22 protein-coding genes are annotated in these 15,572 nt (G+C 71.5%); 2 read left to right on the forward strand and 20 right to left on the reverse strand.

All coding sequences use genetic code 11. The annotated features are described in order from the left end of the window. Nucleotides 1-15: 15 nt before the first annotated feature. The 4 genes from IE98_RS0121280 to IE98_RS0121290 form a co-directional block, all read right to left on the reverse strand. Entirely contained in the window at nucleotides 16-714 is a 699-nt protein-coding gene (locus IE98_RS0121280) for a hypothetical protein (RefSeq protein ID WP_030271202.1), read from the reverse strand. A gap of 79 nt (nucleotides 715-793) precedes the next feature. Then, entirely contained in the window at nucleotides 794-1,354 is a 561-nt protein-coding gene (locus IE98_RS46570) for an endonuclease domain-containing protein (protein WP_078661183.1), read from the reverse strand. A 26-nt stretch (nucleotides 1,355-1,380) separates the two neighbouring features. Then, entirely contained in the window at nucleotides 1,381-1,572 is a 192-nt protein-coding gene (locus IE98_RS52280) for an Rmf/CrpP fold protein (protein ID WP_078661184.1), read from the reverse strand. An 11-nt stretch (nucleotides 1,573-1,583) separates the two neighbouring features. Beyond that, nucleotides 1,584-3,797, reverse strand: a complete 2,214-nt coding sequence (locus IE98_RS0121290) for a phage minor capsid protein (RefSeq protein ID WP_030271205.1) — start codon at nucleotides 3,795-3,797, stop codon at nucleotides 1,584-1,586. Nucleotides 3,798-3,871: 74 nt separating this feature from the next. On the opposite strand from IE98_RS0121290, the gene IE98_RS0121295 reads away from it, so the two are divergent. After that, entirely contained in the window at nucleotides 3,872-4,876 is a 1,005-nt protein-coding gene (locus IE98_RS0121295; RefSeq protein ID WP_052390770.1) for a hypothetical protein, read from the forward strand. Here IE98_RS0121295 and IE98_RS0121300 read toward each other — a convergent pair. The 3 genes from IE98_RS0121300 to IE98_RS0121310 are packed head-to-tail and all read right to left on the reverse strand — an operon-like array spanning nucleotide 4,869 to nucleotide 8,100. Then, a complete protein-coding gene (locus IE98_RS0121300; RefSeq protein ID WP_030271210.1) occupies nucleotides 4,869-6,338 on the reverse strand; it encodes a phage portal protein in 1,470 nt (489 codons plus the stop codon). The two genes, IE98_RS0121295 and IE98_RS0121300, sit on opposite strands and share 8 nt — an antisense overlap. Next, nucleotides 6,325-7,581 carry a PBSX family phage terminase large subunit gene (locus IE98_RS0121305; protein WP_030271212.1) on the reverse strand — a complete coding sequence of 419 codons (1,257 nt, stop codon included), beginning with the start codon at nucleotides 7,579-7,581 and terminating at the stop codon, nucleotides 6,325-6,327. Before IE98_RS0121305 ends, IE98_RS0121300 begins: the two co-directional genes overlap by 14 nt. A 3-nt stretch (nucleotides 7,582-7,584) precedes the next feature. After that, entirely contained in the window at nucleotides 7,585-8,100 is a 516-nt protein-coding gene (locus IE98_RS0121310; protein ID WP_030271214.1) for a helix-turn-helix domain-containing protein, read from the reverse strand. 278 nt (nucleotides 8,101-8,378) lie between these two features. On the opposite strand from IE98_RS0121310, the gene IE98_RS0121315 reads away from it, so the two are divergent. Further along, entirely contained in the window at nucleotides 8,379-8,528 is a 150-nt protein-coding gene (locus tag IE98_RS0121315; RefSeq protein ID WP_159401001.1) for a hypothetical protein, read from the forward strand. 213 nt (nucleotides 8,529-8,741) lie between these two features. Here IE98_RS0121315 and IE98_RS0121320 read toward each other — a convergent pair whose 3' ends face one another. The 13 genes from IE98_RS0121320 to IE98_RS49305 all read right to left on the reverse strand — a co-directional run bounded on the left by IE98_RS0121320 (nucleotide 8,742) and on the right by IE98_RS49305 (nucleotide 15,369). Further along, complete coding sequence (locus tag IE98_RS0121320; RefSeq protein WP_030271217.1) at nucleotides 8,742-8,990, reverse strand: hypothetical protein; 249 nt, start codon at nucleotides 8,988-8,990, stop codon at nucleotides 8,742-8,744. Between the two features lie 276 nt (nucleotides 8,991-9,266). Beyond that, complete coding sequence (locus tag IE98_RS0121325; protein ID WP_159401002.1) at nucleotides 9,267-9,746, reverse strand: hypothetical protein; 480 nt, start codon at nucleotides 9,744-9,746, stop codon at nucleotides 9,267-9,269. 83 nt (nucleotides 9,747-9,829) lie between these two features. Further along, a complete protein-coding gene (locus tag IE98_RS49295; RefSeq protein WP_159401003.1) occupies nucleotides 9,830-10,012 on the reverse strand; it encodes a hypothetical protein in 183 nt (60 codons plus the stop codon). Beyond that, entirely contained in the window at nucleotides 10,012-10,149 is a 138-nt protein-coding gene (locus IE98_RS49300; protein WP_159401004.1) for a hypothetical protein, read from the reverse strand. Before IE98_RS49300 ends, IE98_RS49295 begins: the two co-directional genes overlap by 1 nt. A 514-nt stretch (nucleotides 10,150-10,663) precedes the next feature. Further along, nucleotides 10,664-11,452 carry a hypothetical protein gene (locus IE98_RS0121335; RefSeq protein ID WP_052390771.1) on the reverse strand — a complete coding sequence of 263 codons (789 nt, stop codon included), beginning with the start codon at nucleotides 11,450-11,452 and terminating at the stop codon, nucleotides 10,664-10,666. Between the two features lie 134 nt (nucleotides 11,453-11,586). Further along, complete coding sequence (locus IE98_RS48140; RefSeq protein WP_030271222.1) at nucleotides 11,587-12,012, reverse strand: hypothetical protein; 426 nt, start codon at nucleotides 12,010-12,012, stop codon at nucleotides 11,587-11,589. After that, nucleotides 12,009-12,221 carry a hypothetical protein gene (locus IE98_RS0121345; protein ID WP_159401005.1) on the reverse strand — a complete coding sequence of 71 codons (213 nt, stop codon included), beginning with the start codon at nucleotides 12,219-12,221 and terminating at the stop codon, nucleotides 12,009-12,011. Before IE98_RS0121345 ends, IE98_RS48140 begins: the two co-directional genes overlap by 4 nt. Before the next feature lie 170 nt (nucleotides 12,222-12,391). Further along, a complete protein-coding gene (locus tag IE98_RS0121350) occupies nucleotides 12,392-13,072 on the reverse strand; it encodes a hypothetical protein (RefSeq protein ID WP_030271226.1) in 681 nt (226 codons plus the stop codon). 963 nt (nucleotides 13,073-14,035) lie between these two features. Beyond that, nucleotides 14,036-14,227: a hypothetical protein gene (locus tag IE98_RS0121365; protein WP_030271228.1), complete on the reverse strand. Its 192-nt coding sequence runs from the start codon at nucleotides 14,225-14,227 to the stop codon at nucleotides 14,036-14,038. Further along, nucleotides 14,224-14,418 (reverse strand): hypothetical protein, encoded by a 195-nt coding sequence (locus IE98_RS0121370; protein WP_030271230.1) that lies wholly within the window; start codon nucleotides 14,416-14,418, stop codon nucleotides 14,224-14,226. Before IE98_RS0121370 ends, IE98_RS0121365 begins: the two co-directional genes overlap by 4 nt. After that, nucleotides 14,415-14,885 (reverse strand): hypothetical protein, encoded by a 471-nt coding sequence (locus IE98_RS0121375; RefSeq protein ID WP_030271231.1) that lies wholly within the window; start codon nucleotides 14,883-14,885, stop codon nucleotides 14,415-14,417. The genes IE98_RS0121370 and IE98_RS0121375 overlap by 4 nt, the downstream gene beginning before the upstream one ends. Beyond that, nucleotides 14,882-15,181 (reverse strand): hypothetical protein, encoded by a 300-nt coding sequence (locus IE98_RS0121380; RefSeq protein ID WP_030271233.1) that lies wholly within the window; start codon nucleotides 15,179-15,181, stop codon nucleotides 14,882-14,884. Before IE98_RS0121380 ends, IE98_RS0121375 begins: the two co-directional genes overlap by 4 nt. Continuing rightward, nucleotides 15,178-15,369, reverse strand: coding sequence for a hypothetical protein (locus IE98_RS49305; protein ID WP_159401006.1), 192 nt, complete (start codon nucleotides 15,367-15,369; stop codon nucleotides 15,178-15,180). The genes IE98_RS0121380 and IE98_RS49305 overlap by 4 nt, the downstream gene beginning before the upstream one ends. Nucleotides 15,370-15,572 lie beyond the last annotated feature (203 nt).

Raw genomic sequence — 15,572 nt, forward strand, 5'->3', positions numbered from 1 at the left:
AAGGCGGGTGCCTCCTTACTTGTTGAGCCGGGCCGAGATCGCTTCGAGCAGCGATGCCGGCTGTGGGCGGGTGGTGGGCGCGCCGCGGAACTCGCCGCCGGACCGGGCCGGCGCGGTGGTGGCGCGGTAGAGCTCGGGGTCGCTCTCAACGGCGGCCGTGATCGCGGCCTGCAGCGCCGTGTCGAACTGCGCGTCGGACGGGTCGAGGGCGGACAGCGCGGCGACGAACGCGCGGCTGTTGAGGAGCCGGTCGGGGCGCGCGCCGGCGGTCTCGGCCGCCTTGTGCGCGGCGAGCTCGACCCGCGCGGCGCGCAGCTGCTCGCCCAGGCCGGCGAGCTGCCGGTCACGGTCGGCCACGGCGGCGGCGAGCTGTGCCGGATCGGACTCCGCGCCGGTCGCGTCGGGGTTGATCGCCTTGTTGATCGCGTCGAGGGCGGCCTGCAGCTGGTCGCGCTGCTCGGCCGCCTCGGTGGCCTGGCGCTGCGCTTCGGCCAGCTGCTCGGCGGTCGGGCCCGGCTCGGCCGGTGGGGCGGCCGGGGCCGGCATCGCGGGCGTGGTCGGGTCGCCGGTCGCGGGGGTCGGGGCCGGCGGCGTGGTGGGGTCGCTTCCCTCGCCGGAGCCGCCTCGGACGGGCCAGATCGGGCGGCCGTCACGGCGCAGGCCGATCGCCTGCAGGCCGGTGTACGGGTGGATGGGGAGTGCCGTTGCGGGCATGGTTGTTGGGTCCTCCGGGGTGCGTGCGGATATGGGAAAGGGCCCGCCCCGGGACGGGTGCGGGCCCTGCATCTCGTGCTTAGGCGGTTATGCCGGTGTGGTGCGCGAGACGATCACAAAGCTGCTTGAGTTCCTCGATCAGCGCAGCCGGGTCGCCTCCGGCCTGTGCCAGGTCGTTGTATCGAGTGGTGATGCGACGGTAGTCGTCGGCGAGCATTCCTTGAGCCGCAGTGGGCACGGTGCGGGCCCAGCTCGACGTGTACGGGATCTCTACTCCGAGGATGGAGGCGGGGTTCCTTGCGCGGTAGTTGACGTAACGAGGAGCCTTGGTCGACGCGCGCCCCTCGGCCTTGTTGCAGCCGCCGCAGAGCCAACCGCGCATGAGGTTCGTCCTGTGGTCGTGGTCTCGCTCCAGTGGACCGCGTATTGCTCGGAGTCCCTTCCCGCAGATGGCACACCGCCATTTCTGCCACTCCAGCATGACGGACATGAGTTGATCACGCCGGACTGAGAGATCGGGGGAGAAGCTGTCGGAGCCGTACCACTCGACGTGGTTGCGGAATCGATCGTTGACGCGCCATGACCAGCACGCAGGCGGTCGGTTGGGGTCATCCCTGCGGGGACTCGGTGGGACCATCATCCCAACTTACTTGGCACTACTGACAATTACTGGTCGCCTGGACCCCAGCGATTTTGCTCGGCAAGTAGGAAGGTGGGCCGTTCGGCGGCGTACCCGCGGACCCACGCGAGCCGCAGCAGGGACTCGCGCGGGTGCGGGCACACGGTCACCGACTGTCCGGCTCGGGCGGCGTCGCGGCCCGCTGCCGCGGCGCGCACAGCGTCGCCTCGAAATCCCATGGCACCCCCTGTCAGAAGCGGTTGCGGACGTCGGCACCGCTCTTGCGGGCGGTGTCGGCGGCGGCCGAGCGCACGCCGGTGAGCTGCTCGGTGTACTCGGCGAGCGTGGTCCGGGGGCTGACCTCGGCCCAATACCTTTTCAGCTCCTCGGATGCGCGGGCGTAGGCGATGTGGGCGGGCCCACTGAACAGCGAGAGCGGGTCGACGCCGTCGCGCTCGGCCCTCTTGGTGAGCAGGTAGCCGCGGCACCACTCCTCAGCATCGAGCCACTGCTGATACACGAACTCGTCGTACATCTGCCGCACCTGCTCGCGGCTGAACGCGCTTCGGTTGCCGGCCTCCCTCCACTCCCGTTCGGCGAGCCACCGCTCGGCCGCCGGGAGGCGGTCCCACGGGTGTTCGTCGGGCGCCTGGTCGATCCACGACCAGTCGTCCATCCGGGAGCCCGGGCGCAGCGCGTCGTCGAGGGCTGCCCGGTTCGCGAGCTGCGCCTCGACGCCGTGCCCGGCCGCCGGGGCGGGCGGGGTGACGGGGTATCGGCGGTCGAGCTCGTCGGCGATGCTCGCCGCCTCGGACGGGTCGGTGTAGCGCATCGCCCAGCCGAGCACGTCGTCGGCCATGGTGGACAGGTCGTCGCGCAGCCGGCCGCCGGGGAACACCTGCGCGAGCAGCTGCCGGCGGTCCGCCTCCGCGGCGAGCTGGGCGAGCTCGTCGCCGGTGGCGTGCCGGGCTCGTTCGGCGAGCTGCCGCTCGGACATGGCGATCAGGTCGCGGCGGGCGCCGGGCAGGGCGGCGTCGATGTCGCGCCGGTCCAGCTCGGCCGCCACCCGCAGTACCCCGCGGTCGTCGAGCAGCGGCAGCGCGCGGGCGAGCTCGTCGTCGCCGAACTCGACGAGGTTCTCGGCGAGTCGGCCGCCGGACCGGATGCGGTCGAGCAGCTGCTGCTCGTCGCGCCGGCTCGCTTCGGCCTCGATGCGGGCGCGGTCGCGCTCGTCGAGGGTGCCGTGCCGCATGGCGGCGCCGAGCTGCTCGTCGCTCATCTCGGCCGGCGTCCGGTGGTCGCCGGCCCGCACCCGGGCGGCCTCGACCGAATCCGGGTCGAGCGGCCGGCGGGGCTCGGGCAGGTTGCCGGCCCCGGGCTGCTCCCGGTACCGGAGTCGTTTCAGGTCGGGGTGTGCGGCGAGATGCTCGCGCATCCGGCCCTGCCAGTCGCGCACGCGCTGCTCGGCTACCTGCCGCGCTTCGGGGGTCATGGCGCCGGCGGCGCGGTTCTTGTACTTGCGGATCTGGCGCTCGATCGCGCGCTGCCTCTGGCCGGCCTCGTAGCCGGTGCCGTCCGAGCGCATCGGCGGCACGATCGACGTCACGCCCGGGGTGTACGCCGAGAGGCTGTGTCGGCAGTTGGGGTGCTGGAATCCCGCCTTGCGGGCTTCCTCGACGCTGCCGGCGACCCACACGCGCAGCATGCGGCCGTCGTCGGTGGCGTGCTCGACCTCGACCTCGTGCCGCCCGTCCGGGCCGGACAGGGTCAACAGTTTGCCCTCCCACTTGCGGCACAGGGGGCACTCGCGGGGGGCGTTGGACACGATGACCAGGTCGACGCCGGCGGCCTGCAGCCGGTCGGTTTGGCCGGCGACCGCGGCGCGGCCGACGGCGGTTCGCACGGCCATCTCGGCGTAGCTCGTCATCTGCCATGCCCGGCCGGACCGGTCCACGAAGGATTTCAGGCCGCGGTCGGCGAATCGCTCCATGGCGCGGGCGGCTGCCTGGCGGCGGGTGTCGATGCCGAGCAGGGGAGTAGCGGCGACCTCGGAGACGACCTGTCGGTATCCGTCCTCGACGCCGCGCAGGATGCCGCGATGCGTGGCGGTGACGAGCTCGATCGTTTCGGCGGCGAGCCGGTCGACGGCGCGGCCGGCCGGCGTCGACTCCGCGATGCGCGCGGCGTCGACGTCGGCCAGGGCGCCGAGCTCGGCCAGGCCCGTACGGGCGCCGCGGTTGAAAGCCTCCGCGACGACGTCGTGCACCTCGGTCGTCATGGCGGTGCCGAGCGCGTCGACGACGCCCTGCGCCGCACGGCGCAGCGGCTGCACGTCCGCCAACTTGGCGACCGCCCACCCAGGGGCCTCGAATCCGTCGGCGAGCTGCCTGGCCACGATGCCGAGCAGACGCTGCTCGGCATCGGCGTACAGGTCCCGGACCCGGTCGGCGAGATCCTCAGCCATCCACGGGGAGACGGGCACGCGATCACCCCCCAACGGCCAACGGCGTTGTCAGCGCGGCCAGATACCGTCGGTCCATGACGAATGCGCCCGCCGAGTTCAAGCTCGGACAGATCGGCACCCGCCCGCAGATCTGTGCCGTCTACGGAGGTAGCCGGAACAGTGGTGGGATCGTGCCCTCACGCGAGCGGAAGAGCATCACTCTGTTCTCCGATCACGAGGTCGGAGTCACGTTCGGGTACCACGACGGATGGCTCGCCGAAGAGGACGAGGTCGGCCCGATCTTCGAATACACGGGCGCAGGCAAGAAGGGACACCAGACCTTCACCGGCAAGTACGGCGGTAACAATGCTGCTGTCCGGGACCACGTCAAGGCTGGTCGTCGCCTGCATGTGTTCGTCGCGGTCGACACGGTGCCGGGCACCGGCACCAAGCGGCACCGGTACGTCGGCGAGTTCACTCTCGACACGGCAAAGCCCTACGTCGTCCGCGAATCCCTTGGCGAGGACAAGCAGCCGCGGCGTGCGATCGTCTTCCGGCTGCGTCCGGTCGGCATCGTGCAGCGTGTAGCCGAAGACGAGATCCCGCCGGCAGCAGTCACCGGAGGGAAGCTGGTCGCCGCGGCAATCACCGCCTGCAAGCTCATCGAGCCGGAGAAGAACACGAAGAAAAAGGGCAAGCGGTCCGCCGTGCCGGAAGTCGAGGCGCAGCGCCGTGAGGCGTACCTCAGCGACGCATTCGAGGCGTACCTCACCGCGCAGCAGCACACCGTCGGCCGCTTCCAGATCAAGATCAAGGGCCGAACGTCAACCCTGCTCACGGATCTGTACGACCAGACCGACCACGTGCTGTACGAGCTCAAGGGCACCAACACCCGTGAGGCGGTCCGCATGGCGCTCGGCCAGCTGCTCGACTACGGCCGGTACGTGAAGACCGACGAGCACCCCGAGATGCCGCGCCGCGTGGTGCTGCTGCCCTCCCTCCCCGACGAGGACCTGCAGGAACTGCTCGCCGATCACGGGATCGGCATTGCCTACCAGGACGGCGACACGTTCATCGGTGTGCCGCCGTCCCTCAGCTGACGAACGCCGGGACCGGGTCGGCAATGGCCAGTCCGGTCTCGGCGTGGATGCGCTGCACCTCGGCCGCGACCGCATTGCGGTCCCACTCGGGGTGCAGGATGCGCACCTTCGTCTCGGTGGATACGGCCTGCGCCTGCGCGAGGAGAGATAACGTCTGTGCTGTCGACGTTGGGTCTTCGGCGACCGCCGGCCCGACGGCGACTCGGGGCCGCTCGGGGGTGACGGTGGAGAAGCCGAGCGCCCGGTCCAGCTGCAGCAGCGTGCCGAGAATCCCGGCCAGCGGCGGGCAGGTGTAGCGGGCTTTCGTCTTCCGGGTGGTCATGCTCCGATGCTCGCGCGCGTCAACCTCCGTGGCAGTCATGGCGGTTGATCCACCGTCGAGCCCGAACGTCTGCGCCGAGTAGCCGGCGCTCTCGGCGATCTGCCGCACGAGCGCGTCGGCGGACCGCTGGTGCTCCTCGACCCGGATCGCGAACTGCGACAGCGTGATGCCGGCACCGGTCTCGGTCGGCGGGATATCGAGGGCGTGCCAGATGTCCCGGTCCTCGTCGAACGTGGCCCCGTTGCCCGGCCCGCGGTCGCGGAGATAGCCGGCCGGCACGATCAGCCGGGCCCGGGCGAGGCGGATGTCGCGCATCCACGACGTCCACACGCTGTCGAGCGCGTCGAACAGGTGGTGCACCCCCTGAAAGTCGGAGCGGCCAAGCGGGGAACCGCGGTGCTTCCGGTTGGGGCCGATGTTGGGCAGATAGGCGGCGGTCACGGTGTCGATGCCGGTCTCGATCACACCGGACGGGCCAAGAGAGTCGACGTAGGCCGCGGTCGTCGGGTGCTCCGTGAGCGGCACGGCGCGGCCGAGATTGTCGACGGTGCCCAGGTACAGGCCGTGCGAGATCATCCCGCGCTCGTGCCGCTCCAGCCGGCGCAGGACCTGCGAGCCGGTGCGCTCCAGCTCAGACCAGAACGTGACGGCGACCAGGTGCCCGAACCGGATCTCGGGCACGGCGGCGTCGTGGTGCACGGCGGTGAGCAGCGGACGCGGGCCGATCTCGGCATCCCATGCCGCAGAGAGGTACACCCCGCCCAGAGCCGCGGACACCTCGGCCGCTTCGAGCAGGGTGTTCGCGAGCCCGGTCGCGTCGGTGATCTCGTCGAGGCGGGCCTGCGTGGCGGTGTCCTCGACGGTGAGCGTCGGCGGTTCGGCGAACAGCAGGCGGGCCGATGTGCAGGCGACGTCGGCCGGCATGGGGATGTGCAGCCGGGTGTCGGGCCGGCCCGGGGCCGGGGTCCGGTCGCGTCCCCACAGCCGGCGCCGGCCGCTCTGCTCGGCGGGCTGGTCGCGGTAGACGGTGGCGAGCTTGGTCGGGTCGCCGGAATACCACGCATCGTCGATGCGCATCTCGGCGAGCTCGCCGGCCCACTGCCGGGGCGGCCACGGCACGTTGTTGTCAGGCAGCGGCACGGGTCACCTCCTGCAGCAGGTCGGAGATCAGGTACCGCCACTCGGCGGCGGTGGAGTGGACGACGTAGCGCAGCGCGTCGGCCGAGTGGTCGTCGCGCTTGAGCGGTCGGTCTTCGCCGGCCGCCGCGGCAGTTGCGTCCCATGAGTAGCCGGGCAGCTCGCCGAGCAACCCCTCGCACGAGCGGTGCACGAGCAGCAGGCCGGACGCGAGAGCGGTCGACGTCGACCGGATGCCGTCCAACACGTCGTTACGGGCCCGGGTCACCCCGGGGTGCCCGTCCTCCCACAGCTGTGCCAGGAACGAGGCGGCCGACGGGTCAATGAACGTCCACTCGGGCTCAACCTGCAGCGCATCCAGCCACCCGCGCAGGGCCGCGCTGTACTGCGCATCGGTCATCTGCCGGCGCCGGGCGCGGGAGTCGTATCGCCACTCAGCGCAGGCGTACAGCCGGCCGTCGTCGCCGAGCCCGAGCAGGATCGCGGCGAAAGGATTCGTCGTCCCGTAGTCGATGCCGAGCCAGTAGCGGGACATCGCCGGCAGCTCGTCGACGACGTGCTGCTGCTCGTCCCAGCAGTCGTAGATCGCGCCCTCGGCCACCACCCACGCACCATCGATCATCCGCCGCCGCCACAGACCGACGTACTCGGCCTGCAGCGACGCCACATAGGCCGGCGACAGCGAGGGATTGTCCGCGAGACGGAAGTGCCATGACCTCAAGTCGAGCTCGTGCTCGCGGTCGAGGTAACCGGCCTTGAGCCAGTGGCGCGGACTGTCAGGGTTGGTGGTCGCCAACAGCTTGGCGCCGGGCACCGAGAGGCGCGCGAGTAGCTGGGTCCAGAAAGCCTCTGGCAGCAGGGTCGCCTCGTCGACGTACGCGAGCGAGGCAGTCAGGCCACGCAGCCGGCCCTCGGCCCGCGCATCCGCCGCGCCGATCAAGTGCACCGTGCGGCCCAGGATGACCGCGGTTGTCGCGCCGCGGGTATGCCGGACCTGCGCCGCGACCGGCCCAAACAGCGCCGGATCGGCGAGCGGCTCCAGCACGTTGCGCTCGATCGTCTGCAGGCTGCGCCCAACGATCACGATCAGGCCGGACCGCGACGCCTCGGCCACGGCCAGAAGGAACGCGAGCAGGCTCGCCACCGTCTTGCCGCTTCGCACGGCGCCGTGCCAGAGGTTGATCCGGGCCTGCGCCTGCGCCACAGACCGAAGCTGCTTGCGAGACAGCGGAAGGGAGTCGAGCACAGCTCACCCCCCGTCCGCGGCCCCCTCGTCCTCGTCGGCGAACGCAGCCCGCAGCCCCTTGGCCAAGTCGGTGAGCATCGACCGCACCTCGTGTCCGGACGTGCCGGCGTCGATCTCGGCGAGCCGTGCCGCACTGGTCAGATAGCCGCCGATGGCCTGTGAGTGGTGCCTCTCGTCCTGCGCTGGCGGGTGATCGCTCACCACCTCGACCGTGTCACCGGTCGGCAGCAGCTCGACCCGCACGTACTCGTCGGCCTCGACCCGGTCCAAGTTGGCTGCGGCCCGCCGGTACAGACGGGCAGTCAGGTCGCGGCGCAGCGCCGCGAGATCCTCCTGCCGCGCAGCGGTAGCCGCGGCAATCCGAGCGCCGCCGGTGAACGGCAGGCCCAACTCGCGCGCGATCTTCGACACGGTCGAGCTGCTGCGCCCGATCGCGGCGGCGATGGCGTTGCGGCTGCGCCCTTCAGCGTGCAGGCGGCGGACTTGGTCGCGGTCGTCTTCGCCGATCGGATCTCGCATGTTGACCCCCAACTCGCTGTCGAAATCGAGGTGAAAGAGCGTCGATCTCGTTCACTCTTTCGGCGGTATCGGCTCCCCGAATAGGCCCATCTCTTGGCGGTATCCGCTGCGCCAAATGGGTCCATCTTTTGGCGGCTGTGCAGGCATTTTTCGTCCCGGCAGACTGGTCGCAGAGCGGCGCCGCCCATCACTCAGTCAGCGAGGGAGGGTGCTCTGTGGGCAGCATGGAACGGCGGCGGCGGGTCGCGTCGTCGAGGGGAGGTTGGACGCCGGCGTTGGTGATCGAGCTGACGCGCTCGGTGCTGGCGGCCGTCGTGACGGTCGTTATCGTCGTGTGGCATCCGCAGCTTGATGGAGCATCGGTGCCGTTGCTTGGCAGCGGGTTCGCGGCGATCGCGGTTCCGGCGCGCCGGGTTGGCCGCCGGTAGAACGTGCGACGGCCCGTCACCGGGGGGAGGTGACGGGCCGTAGGTCTGGGGTTCTTCCGGGCACGCCGGGAGCGCCTCCAAATATAGGTCACGGAATGATAACGGCGCAAGCTTGTTTGGATGCTTCCAGCCGACGTGCCCAGGTGTCGCCTGTGCGCTGGCCGGCGATGAACAGACGTGCAGCCTCCAGGTCTTTGGAGTATGCGGGTGAGGCTAGGTCTGGTCGGTGGGCCCAAAGATGGCCTTGAGGTCGGCCTCTGCCTTCTCGATGGAAACCTCCGACAGGAGGTTTCCTTCTCGGATCTCCGCAAGCGTGGTCGCTGCAAGCGTGAGCTCTCCTGCGCGAAGGGCGTCAGCGCCCGCGTCTGGGTGGGCCATGCGCAGAAGGTAATGACTCGGCGTCTCAGAGTGGCGCCGCTCAGGGTAGTCGCAGCCGTGCTTAACGCTGCTCTTGGGCGGCATGTTCCACACTCCTTTGGTTCTTCTCTGCCTCGCACCACGGGCAGAGGTTCGCCGACTGCAGGATCGGAGCCAGGCACGCCATGGCTTCTTGCTCGCAGCACGATGTCTGCTTCGGCCCGTCGGGACAAATCGCCTCGTCGGCTTGGAGGTCCACGGTACGTTCCCAGCAGTCCTGTGCATATAACTCATCGGTGTGAACTTCGATAAATCTTCTAGCGAACTGAGCCTCGACAGGCGTGCCGGAGCCGTTCCTCATGTCCCACAGCTTGCGGATACTCACTGTTCATCCCCGTCATTGGACGGTGCCGCCGCGATGGGTGCGCTCCTGTAGCTGTTCATCAGCTGCATGACCTGAGTCTCGATCTCGGAACGTGTCGCGCGCCTCATGGCTGCCAGGCGGCGCGCGAACAGCTCGCCTGCGAAGATGCCGATTACCGTGGGTAGCGCAATCCACCCGACTGCGCCAAGGATGCAGCCGAGGGTCTGACTAAGTGACCCATGGGTAACCTCTAGCGGGTTGGAGAAGCCTAGGAGGATCGCATAAGACTTCGAGTAGCCCGCTGTCTGGCCCAGCCAGACGTAGGGCGTAACACCGAGCACTATGGCGACTACCGCTAGTACGAACATGATCCGCCTGAAGGCGCTCAGTCTGTAGCTGCGCCACCAGTTCTTGATCTGGCCCTTACTCCGCCGCACTGGGGCGCGGCGGGGGCGGCGTTCGATCTGTGCAACCGGTGGCATGCGGTTGTCGGCCATGCCTTGACGCTAACTTGGCCTCAGGGGCGCGGCAAAAGATCTTGTTCGGTGCAGTAGCTGGCTGCGACGGCTTTCTGGGCGACTCAGCGACGGCGGCCCTGGGCCGCGCGATCAAGAACTTCCAGCGGCTCGACGGGCTCGGCTGCCTGCCGCGACTGCCGCCCATGGCCGTCCACGCTGGTTGGGGCCGGGCGGGTCGGCCCGGCGGGGCGGGTGGCCTGCGGGGCGCGGTGCGGGTCGGTGTGCAGGGTCAGCTGTCCGCGCATCACGGGCACCGCCGGCCGGTGTCGGCCGAGCGCGCGTCGAGCCGCAGGGCGACGAGCACGAGCCGCTCGTACTGGCCAACAACCCTGATGGCCTCGTGCTGCAGGTGGAAGACGGTTGCGACCTCCGGCGCGGTCACGTTGCTGCACCCAAACGGCCTGGGCGACTGATGTGCGGGGCGGGCCGACGGCGGGTGGCGGCAGACCCGGTTGTCCGCAGGGGTGGAGGTGTTTGCCGCCCCAAGCTTGCGGGAAAGGGGCATTCACTATCAAAAAGGACATTGCTATGAGTGACTCCCGGAAGGCCCACTGAGACCTGAGCGAGTTCAGCAAGCTGTATCGGGAGATCTTTGGTGACCCGGACGACCCCGTCCTCGCCGCGTTCCTTCGGATGCGAACCGAGTGGTTCAGATACGTTCTGCCGGTTGACGACCCTCCGGAGGTGCCGGAAGCTGCGACAGCCCCCGCGGTGATCCGCCCGACGTTGGACCCGTGTGCCGGTGGCTGTGTTGGTTGTGTTGGCCGCTGCGGCTACGACTACTGCTGGGGTTGATTGGATCGGGAGTGCTGCGATGCGAAACAGCCCGTCACCGAGAGAGGTGACGGGCCGTCGCCCGGACGCGTGCCTGGGCCCGCTGGCCGGGGGTATCCCCCTCATGCGGCGCGCTCGATGCGTGGTCCGTCGTCGAGGGTGGCGAGCAGCTCAACGAGCTCAGCCGCGCGCCACGTGCGCCGCCCGTATTTGTCGGCCCCGGTCGGGGCTGGGCAGCTTGGCCCGGTGGGGCAGGTCACCCGCGGGGCGCCGTGCGGGTCGGTATGCAGGGTCAGCTCGGCCGCGCACCACGGGCACGGCCGGCCGATGCCGGTCGAGCGCGCGTCGAGCTGCAGCGCGACGAGCACGAGCCGCTCGCACTGGCCGGCGACCCTGACGGCCTCGTGCTGCAGGTGCTCGGGCAGCAGGCCGAACAGCGCCGGCCCGCGGCTGTGTGCGCCGGCGTGCTGCTCCGGCTCCGTGTCCTCGTCGAGCAGCCGACCCTCGACCCACACCGCGGCCCAGTGCAGGCCGTGCCGGCGGCTACCGGGGTCGGTGGGGCTGCGGTAGGTCCACCGGCGCGGGTCGCCGGCGTCGACCTCGTCGACCGTCCACACAGCGGGCCGGCCCGGGCTGGACACGAGGCGCCGGCCGATCGGGCGCTGCGCCGCGGCGGCGAGTGTGTCGGCGAGATCGAACAGCAGGGACTCGACCCGCAGCGCGGCGTCGAGCGCGTCGAGGTTGGCCGGCGCCGGGTGCTGGCGCAGGGTGAGCGGCGCGCGGTCGCCGACGAGCAGCTCGACCTCGTCGGCGGCCTGCCGGGCGAGGTGGGTCGATAGCTGTGCCGGCGGCCACTCGGCGGTGGGTGCAGCTTCGATGGCGACGAGCAGCGACCCCCAGTGCTCCCGCACGGTGCGAAGCTGCTCGACCGCTCGACGAACGCGGGCGGATGGGTACATGTGGATTCCCCCAAGAGTGTTGCGGTGGTGGCGAGTTGGTGAGCCCGGGCGTCCCTCTGTGGCGGTACGGGGACGCCCGGGCCGGTCTATGCGCCGCGTCGGGTGCGGCGGGCGACGGGTTCGAGGCGGGCCGCGGCGCGGGCGAGTGCCCACCCGTCGAGCAGCTCGGCGGCGAGCAGCTGCTCGTACGCTGCGCCGCTCGGCCGGGCTGGCGCCGGCCGCGCGCCGTCGAGGGTGGCCTGCAGGCGGGCGAGCTCGACCTCGGCGAGCCGGCCCCGCTGCGCCCGGCCGAGCGCCCGCTGGAGCGCGCGCAGCCGCTGTGCCGCGATCCGGCGCAGTCGGGTGTGCCGGCGGCTCCACTCGCCGCACCACTCCCGGTACTGCGACAGGTCGGTGATTCCGACGCGCAGCAGCTCGGCCTCGGCCGGGAGCAGGGTGCCACGCTCGGCTCGCTCGACCAGGTGCAGCAGCTGCTCGACGTCCGGCCGGGTGCCGGCGGCGGGGGCGTTCACCGGACGTCCCGCGGGTCGAGGACGTACGCGACGACGAGCTGCCCCTGCTCGTCCACGCTGAGCGCGGCATCGGACGCGGGCCGGCCGGCGGCGCGCAGCTCGGCGCGGACGGTGTCGAGCACTTCGGCCACGGCGGGGAGAGGCACGGGGATGGGCAGGGCCCGCGCGGCGCGGGTCTCGTGCACGAGGAATCGGGAGGGGACAGACACGGGCTGTGACCTTTCGGAAGGGGCGGCGCGGACACCCGCGCGCATGAGGGGCGCATCGACCGGTCGCGGCGCGCGAGGTAGCGAATTCACTTACGGTGAGCGACAGTTCGAGCTTTCGGGCTTGGCCTGCCGGGGTGGTTCGGGCGCTTGTTGTGGGCGGCTTGCCGCGGCTATGCGGCGTGCTCGGCGGGCCGGATCGCGGCGGCCTCGACGCGGGATGGGTGCGGCGTCTTTCGGCGGTGCCAGGTGCCGGCCTGCTCGGTCCCGCGATGGGTCCGACGTCGGCACGGCTCACCGGCCGACGCCCGGCACCATTCGCACGCCACGGTGAGCGCGTCCGGATGGCCGGCCCGGGCCGCGGCCTCCCGCGCCGCGCGCACCGGCCGGAACGGCGCGAGCTGCTCGGCAGCCCCGGCGGGCAGCGCCCGGCCGACGCCGAGCTGCCCGGCGACCGACGGGTGCGGCCCACCGGTCAGCTCCCGCGAGCTGGACGGCACGGCCTGCCCAGTGGCGACCGCCTGCCGCTGTGCCCGGATCGCGGCCTGGTACGCCGCGACGTTGTCGGGGTCGACGGCCGGGCGCGGGTCGGTGTGCCGGGCGAGTAGGGACCGGCGGTGCGCGGCCCATGGGCGGGTGATGTCGACGGCCAGGATCGGGAACGGGGACTCGGCGACGTGCCGGCGAACCGTGGCGGCGGCGTCCCACCCGTCGGGCGCGGTGGCCGGTACGTCCTGCAGCAGCTCGCACCACCGGGACAGCTGCGCGACGGCCTCGGCTGCGGTCGCGTTGGCGGTGCGCGGGTCGAGCTCGGCGACGTAGGCGAGCAGCGCGGCAACTTCTTCCGGTGTCATCGGGCACCCCCTCGGGCGTTCAGTTCGTCGAGCGCGGCCTGCAGTAGCGCGGCGTTCCGGTTAGCTGGCTGTGAGGGGCGGGAGGCGCCCCCGGGGATGGCCCGCAGCGGACCGCGGGCCGGCCGCTCCCGGGCGATCCACTGCTGCCAGTCAGCGCGCCACTGACCGGCGGTCCGCTCGGGCGCAGTCGCGCGGTGAGCGAGCCACTTCGCGGTGGCGGTGTCGATGCCGTCGAGGCCGAGCCGCTGCAGGTGGCCGGAGACCGCGGCCCACCCGATCAGTTCGTCGTCGGGCTGCCAGTCGGGAGGCAGAGCGCAGGTAGCGGAGGAACGAGCGGCGGCAGAGCCCGTGCGCGTGCGCGCACTCTGCTTCCCTCCCGTTACTCCCGTTCCCTTCTGGTTCTGGGGTGCAGAATCCGCACCCCCACCGGTGCAGGAACTGCACCCCTGCCCTGCAGTTTCTGCACCCCCGCTGGTGCAGTTTTCGCACCCCCCGCCCGGCGGGGGAGCAGAATCCGCACCCCCGTCCGAGTCGGCCCCGGGCACCCATCCGACGGCGTGCGGGAGCCGGTAGACGCGCTCACCGCGGGGACCGCGCCGGCCCTCGACGAGCTGCAGCTCGCCGGATGCGAGCGCGGTGTCGACGGCCGCGACGACGGCCCGCTGTGACGCGCGGGTCCGGGCGGCAAGGCTCCGGGTCGAGCCGTAGGCGGTGCACGCGGGGCCGGCGTGCTCGGCGAGCGACAGCAGCACGAGGCGGGCCGTGCCGCGGGCGCGAGACTCCTCCCACACCCAATCTCGGGCGGCGTGACTCAACGTGGTTTCCCCCTTGGGTGGTTCGGGACGGATGGCGGTGCGGGGCGGTTGGCGACCGCGGCCGGCGTGTGCCGGTCACAGCGCGGCCCGCATGGATACGGGCGGGCAGGCCGGCCGCACGAGATGCGGCCGGCCGCGCAGAGCGGGCTCACGAGGCGACGCCGAGCCCGTCGAGCTGGCCGGGCCCCGGAGTAGGCCGGTCCTCGACGATCGGCAGCACCCGCGGCCGGCGCCGCTGGCGCGGAGGCGCGGCGTGGGTCGGGTAGGGGTGTGTGGTCCCGTCGATGGCGAGCTGCAGCGGCGTCTCGACGATGTCCTCGACGGCGGTCCGGCTGCTCACGCGACCGCCCTCGACGACTCGCCGACCCCGGCGCGGCGTCGCCCGACGCGCGCGATCAGGTCGAGGTACCACCGCGGCTCTCCGGCGGCCTGCGCCGCCCGCCAGATCCGCCGCACTTCCTCGACGTCGTCGGCGACCACGGCAGCGGCCAGGAACAGTGGGCGGGCTCGCGGAAGGGCGTGCACGCTCATTGCTCGTACTCCAGTTCGATGTGGCGGCGGCCGGCAACCGTGCGCGCCGCAAGCTGCTGCAGCTGCTCGCCGAGCCCGACCGCGGCCCGGTAGGAGAGATCGGCGGCGAGCAGGCCGTCGCCGGCCGGCAGCAGGTCGACGAGCTCGGCCCGCCGGCGGCGCATCACGGCCGCGCGCCGGCGGCGGACCGCCCAACGCAGCAGAGCGGAGCGCACCCCGGCACGAGCCCGGTCTCGGGAGGCGTCGAGCGCAGCGCCGGCCCAGTCGAGGCCGTAGTCGCTCCCGTGCGGGTCGAGCGCCCGGGCCCGGTGGTGAGCTGCCGCGATGGCGAGCTCGCGAAGTCGCTCGCCGACGAGCTGCTCGTCGGCAGCGAACGCGAGCGCGACCAGGTCGAGCAGCCGCTCGGCCCCATCGGTCACGTCGAGCCGGACCGTGTAGCCGTCCGGGTGGAGTTCGGCGCGGATCACGCGGCTTCACCCCCGACCACGGCCGGTCGGCTCGGCTCGCCGATCCACCGGGCGTAGACCCGGTGTTCGCCCTCGACGGTCCGCGCAACGGCCTGAAAGGCGCCGGCGGGCTCGTACGCCCCGAGCTTCGCGGACCGGATCGCCTGCGCCGCGGACGCGGCCCGGGTGATGCTGGCCGACCGCTGGACGACCGCCCACTCAGACGGCCGATCCCGCAGAGCCCGCGCGATCCTGCCGTGCTTGGTCTCCGCCGCGGGCGGCGGCCCGAGAAACTCGACAACCTGCCCCGCGCTCATGCCGCGATCCGCTCGACGCTGGGCTGGGCGGCCTGTTCCGCGGCAGCCTGTTCGGCGGCGAGCCGCTCGGCTCGTGCCCTGAGAACATGCGGCCCCAGGATGCGAGCGACGAGCGAGAGCTGCTCATCGGTGGGATCTGGCCACGCGTGCAGGTGTGCAGACCGGGCGACACGGTCACGGTTAGACATCTACTCCCCCTTGACTCTGTTACGGAACGAAGACAAGGGGAACGCTGGAACTTGCAGCTCAGGCCGTTGCGCTTGTCTCCGTTTCGAGACAGCTACGAACCTAGGACGGCCAATACTGCACGTCAACGCCATATCACGATTGGTTCAACCAGCGGCATGTGCGCTTCAATGGGTGTGTTCGCGTAACGCGACACGAACGGAGA

This window comes from Streptomyces sp. NRRL B-24484 (assembly GCF_000717715.1).
In the GTDB taxonomy this organism is placed as follows: domain Bacteria; phylum Actinomycetota; class Actinomycetes; order Streptomycetales; family Streptomycetaceae; genus Kitasatospora.

Coding starts and splice junctions, on each gene's coding strand:
- IE98_RS0121295 (WP_052390770.1), top strand. CDS start 3,872: ATGACGAATGCGCCCGCCGAGTTCAAGCTCGGACAGATCGGCACCCGC.
- IE98_RS0121320 (WP_030271217.1), bottom strand. CDS start 8,990: ATGCCGCCCAAGAGCAGCGTTAAGCACGGCTGCGACTACCCTGAGCGG.
- IE98_RS0121290 (WP_030271205.1), bottom strand. CDS start 3,797: ATGGCTGAGGATCTCGCCGACCGGGTCCGGGACCTGTACGCCGATGCC.
- IE98_RS52280 (WP_078661184.1), bottom strand. CDS start 1,572: ATGGGATTTCGAGGCGACGCTGTGCGCGCCGCGGCAGCGGGCCGCGAC.
- IE98_RS0121280 (WP_030271202.1), bottom strand. CDS start 714: ATGCCCGCAACGGCACTCCCCATCCACCCGTACACCGGCCTGCAGGCG.
- IE98_RS49305 (WP_159401006.1), bottom strand. CDS start 15,369: ATGTCTAACCGTGACCGTGTCGCCCGGTCTGCACACCTGCACGCGTGG.
- IE98_RS0121370 (WP_030271230.1), bottom strand. CDS start 14,418: ATGAGCGTGCACGCCCTTCCGCGAGCCCGCCCACTGTTCCTGGCCGCT.
- IE98_RS0121350 (WP_030271226.1), bottom strand. CDS start 13,072: ATGACACCGGAAGAAGTTGCCGCGCTGCTCGCCTACGTCGCCGAGCTC.
- IE98_RS0121310 (WP_030271214.1), bottom strand. CDS start 8,100: ATGCGAGATCCGATCGGCGAAGACGACCGCGACCAAGTCCGCCGCCTG.
- IE98_RS0121380 (WP_030271233.1), bottom strand. CDS start 15,181: ATGAGCGCGGGGCAGGTTGTCGAGTTTCTCGGGCCGCCGCCCGCGGCG.
- IE98_RS49295 (WP_159401003.1), bottom strand. CDS start 10,012: ATGCGCGGACAGCTGACCCTGCACACCGACCCGCACCGCGCCCCGCAG.
- IE98_RS46570 (WP_078661183.1), bottom strand. CDS start 1,354: ATGATGGTCCCACCGAGTCCCCGCAGGGATGACCCCAACCGACCGCCT.
- IE98_RS0121325 (WP_159401002.1), bottom strand. CDS start 9,746: ATGGCCGACAACCGCATGCCACCGGTTGCACAGATCGAACGCCGCCCC.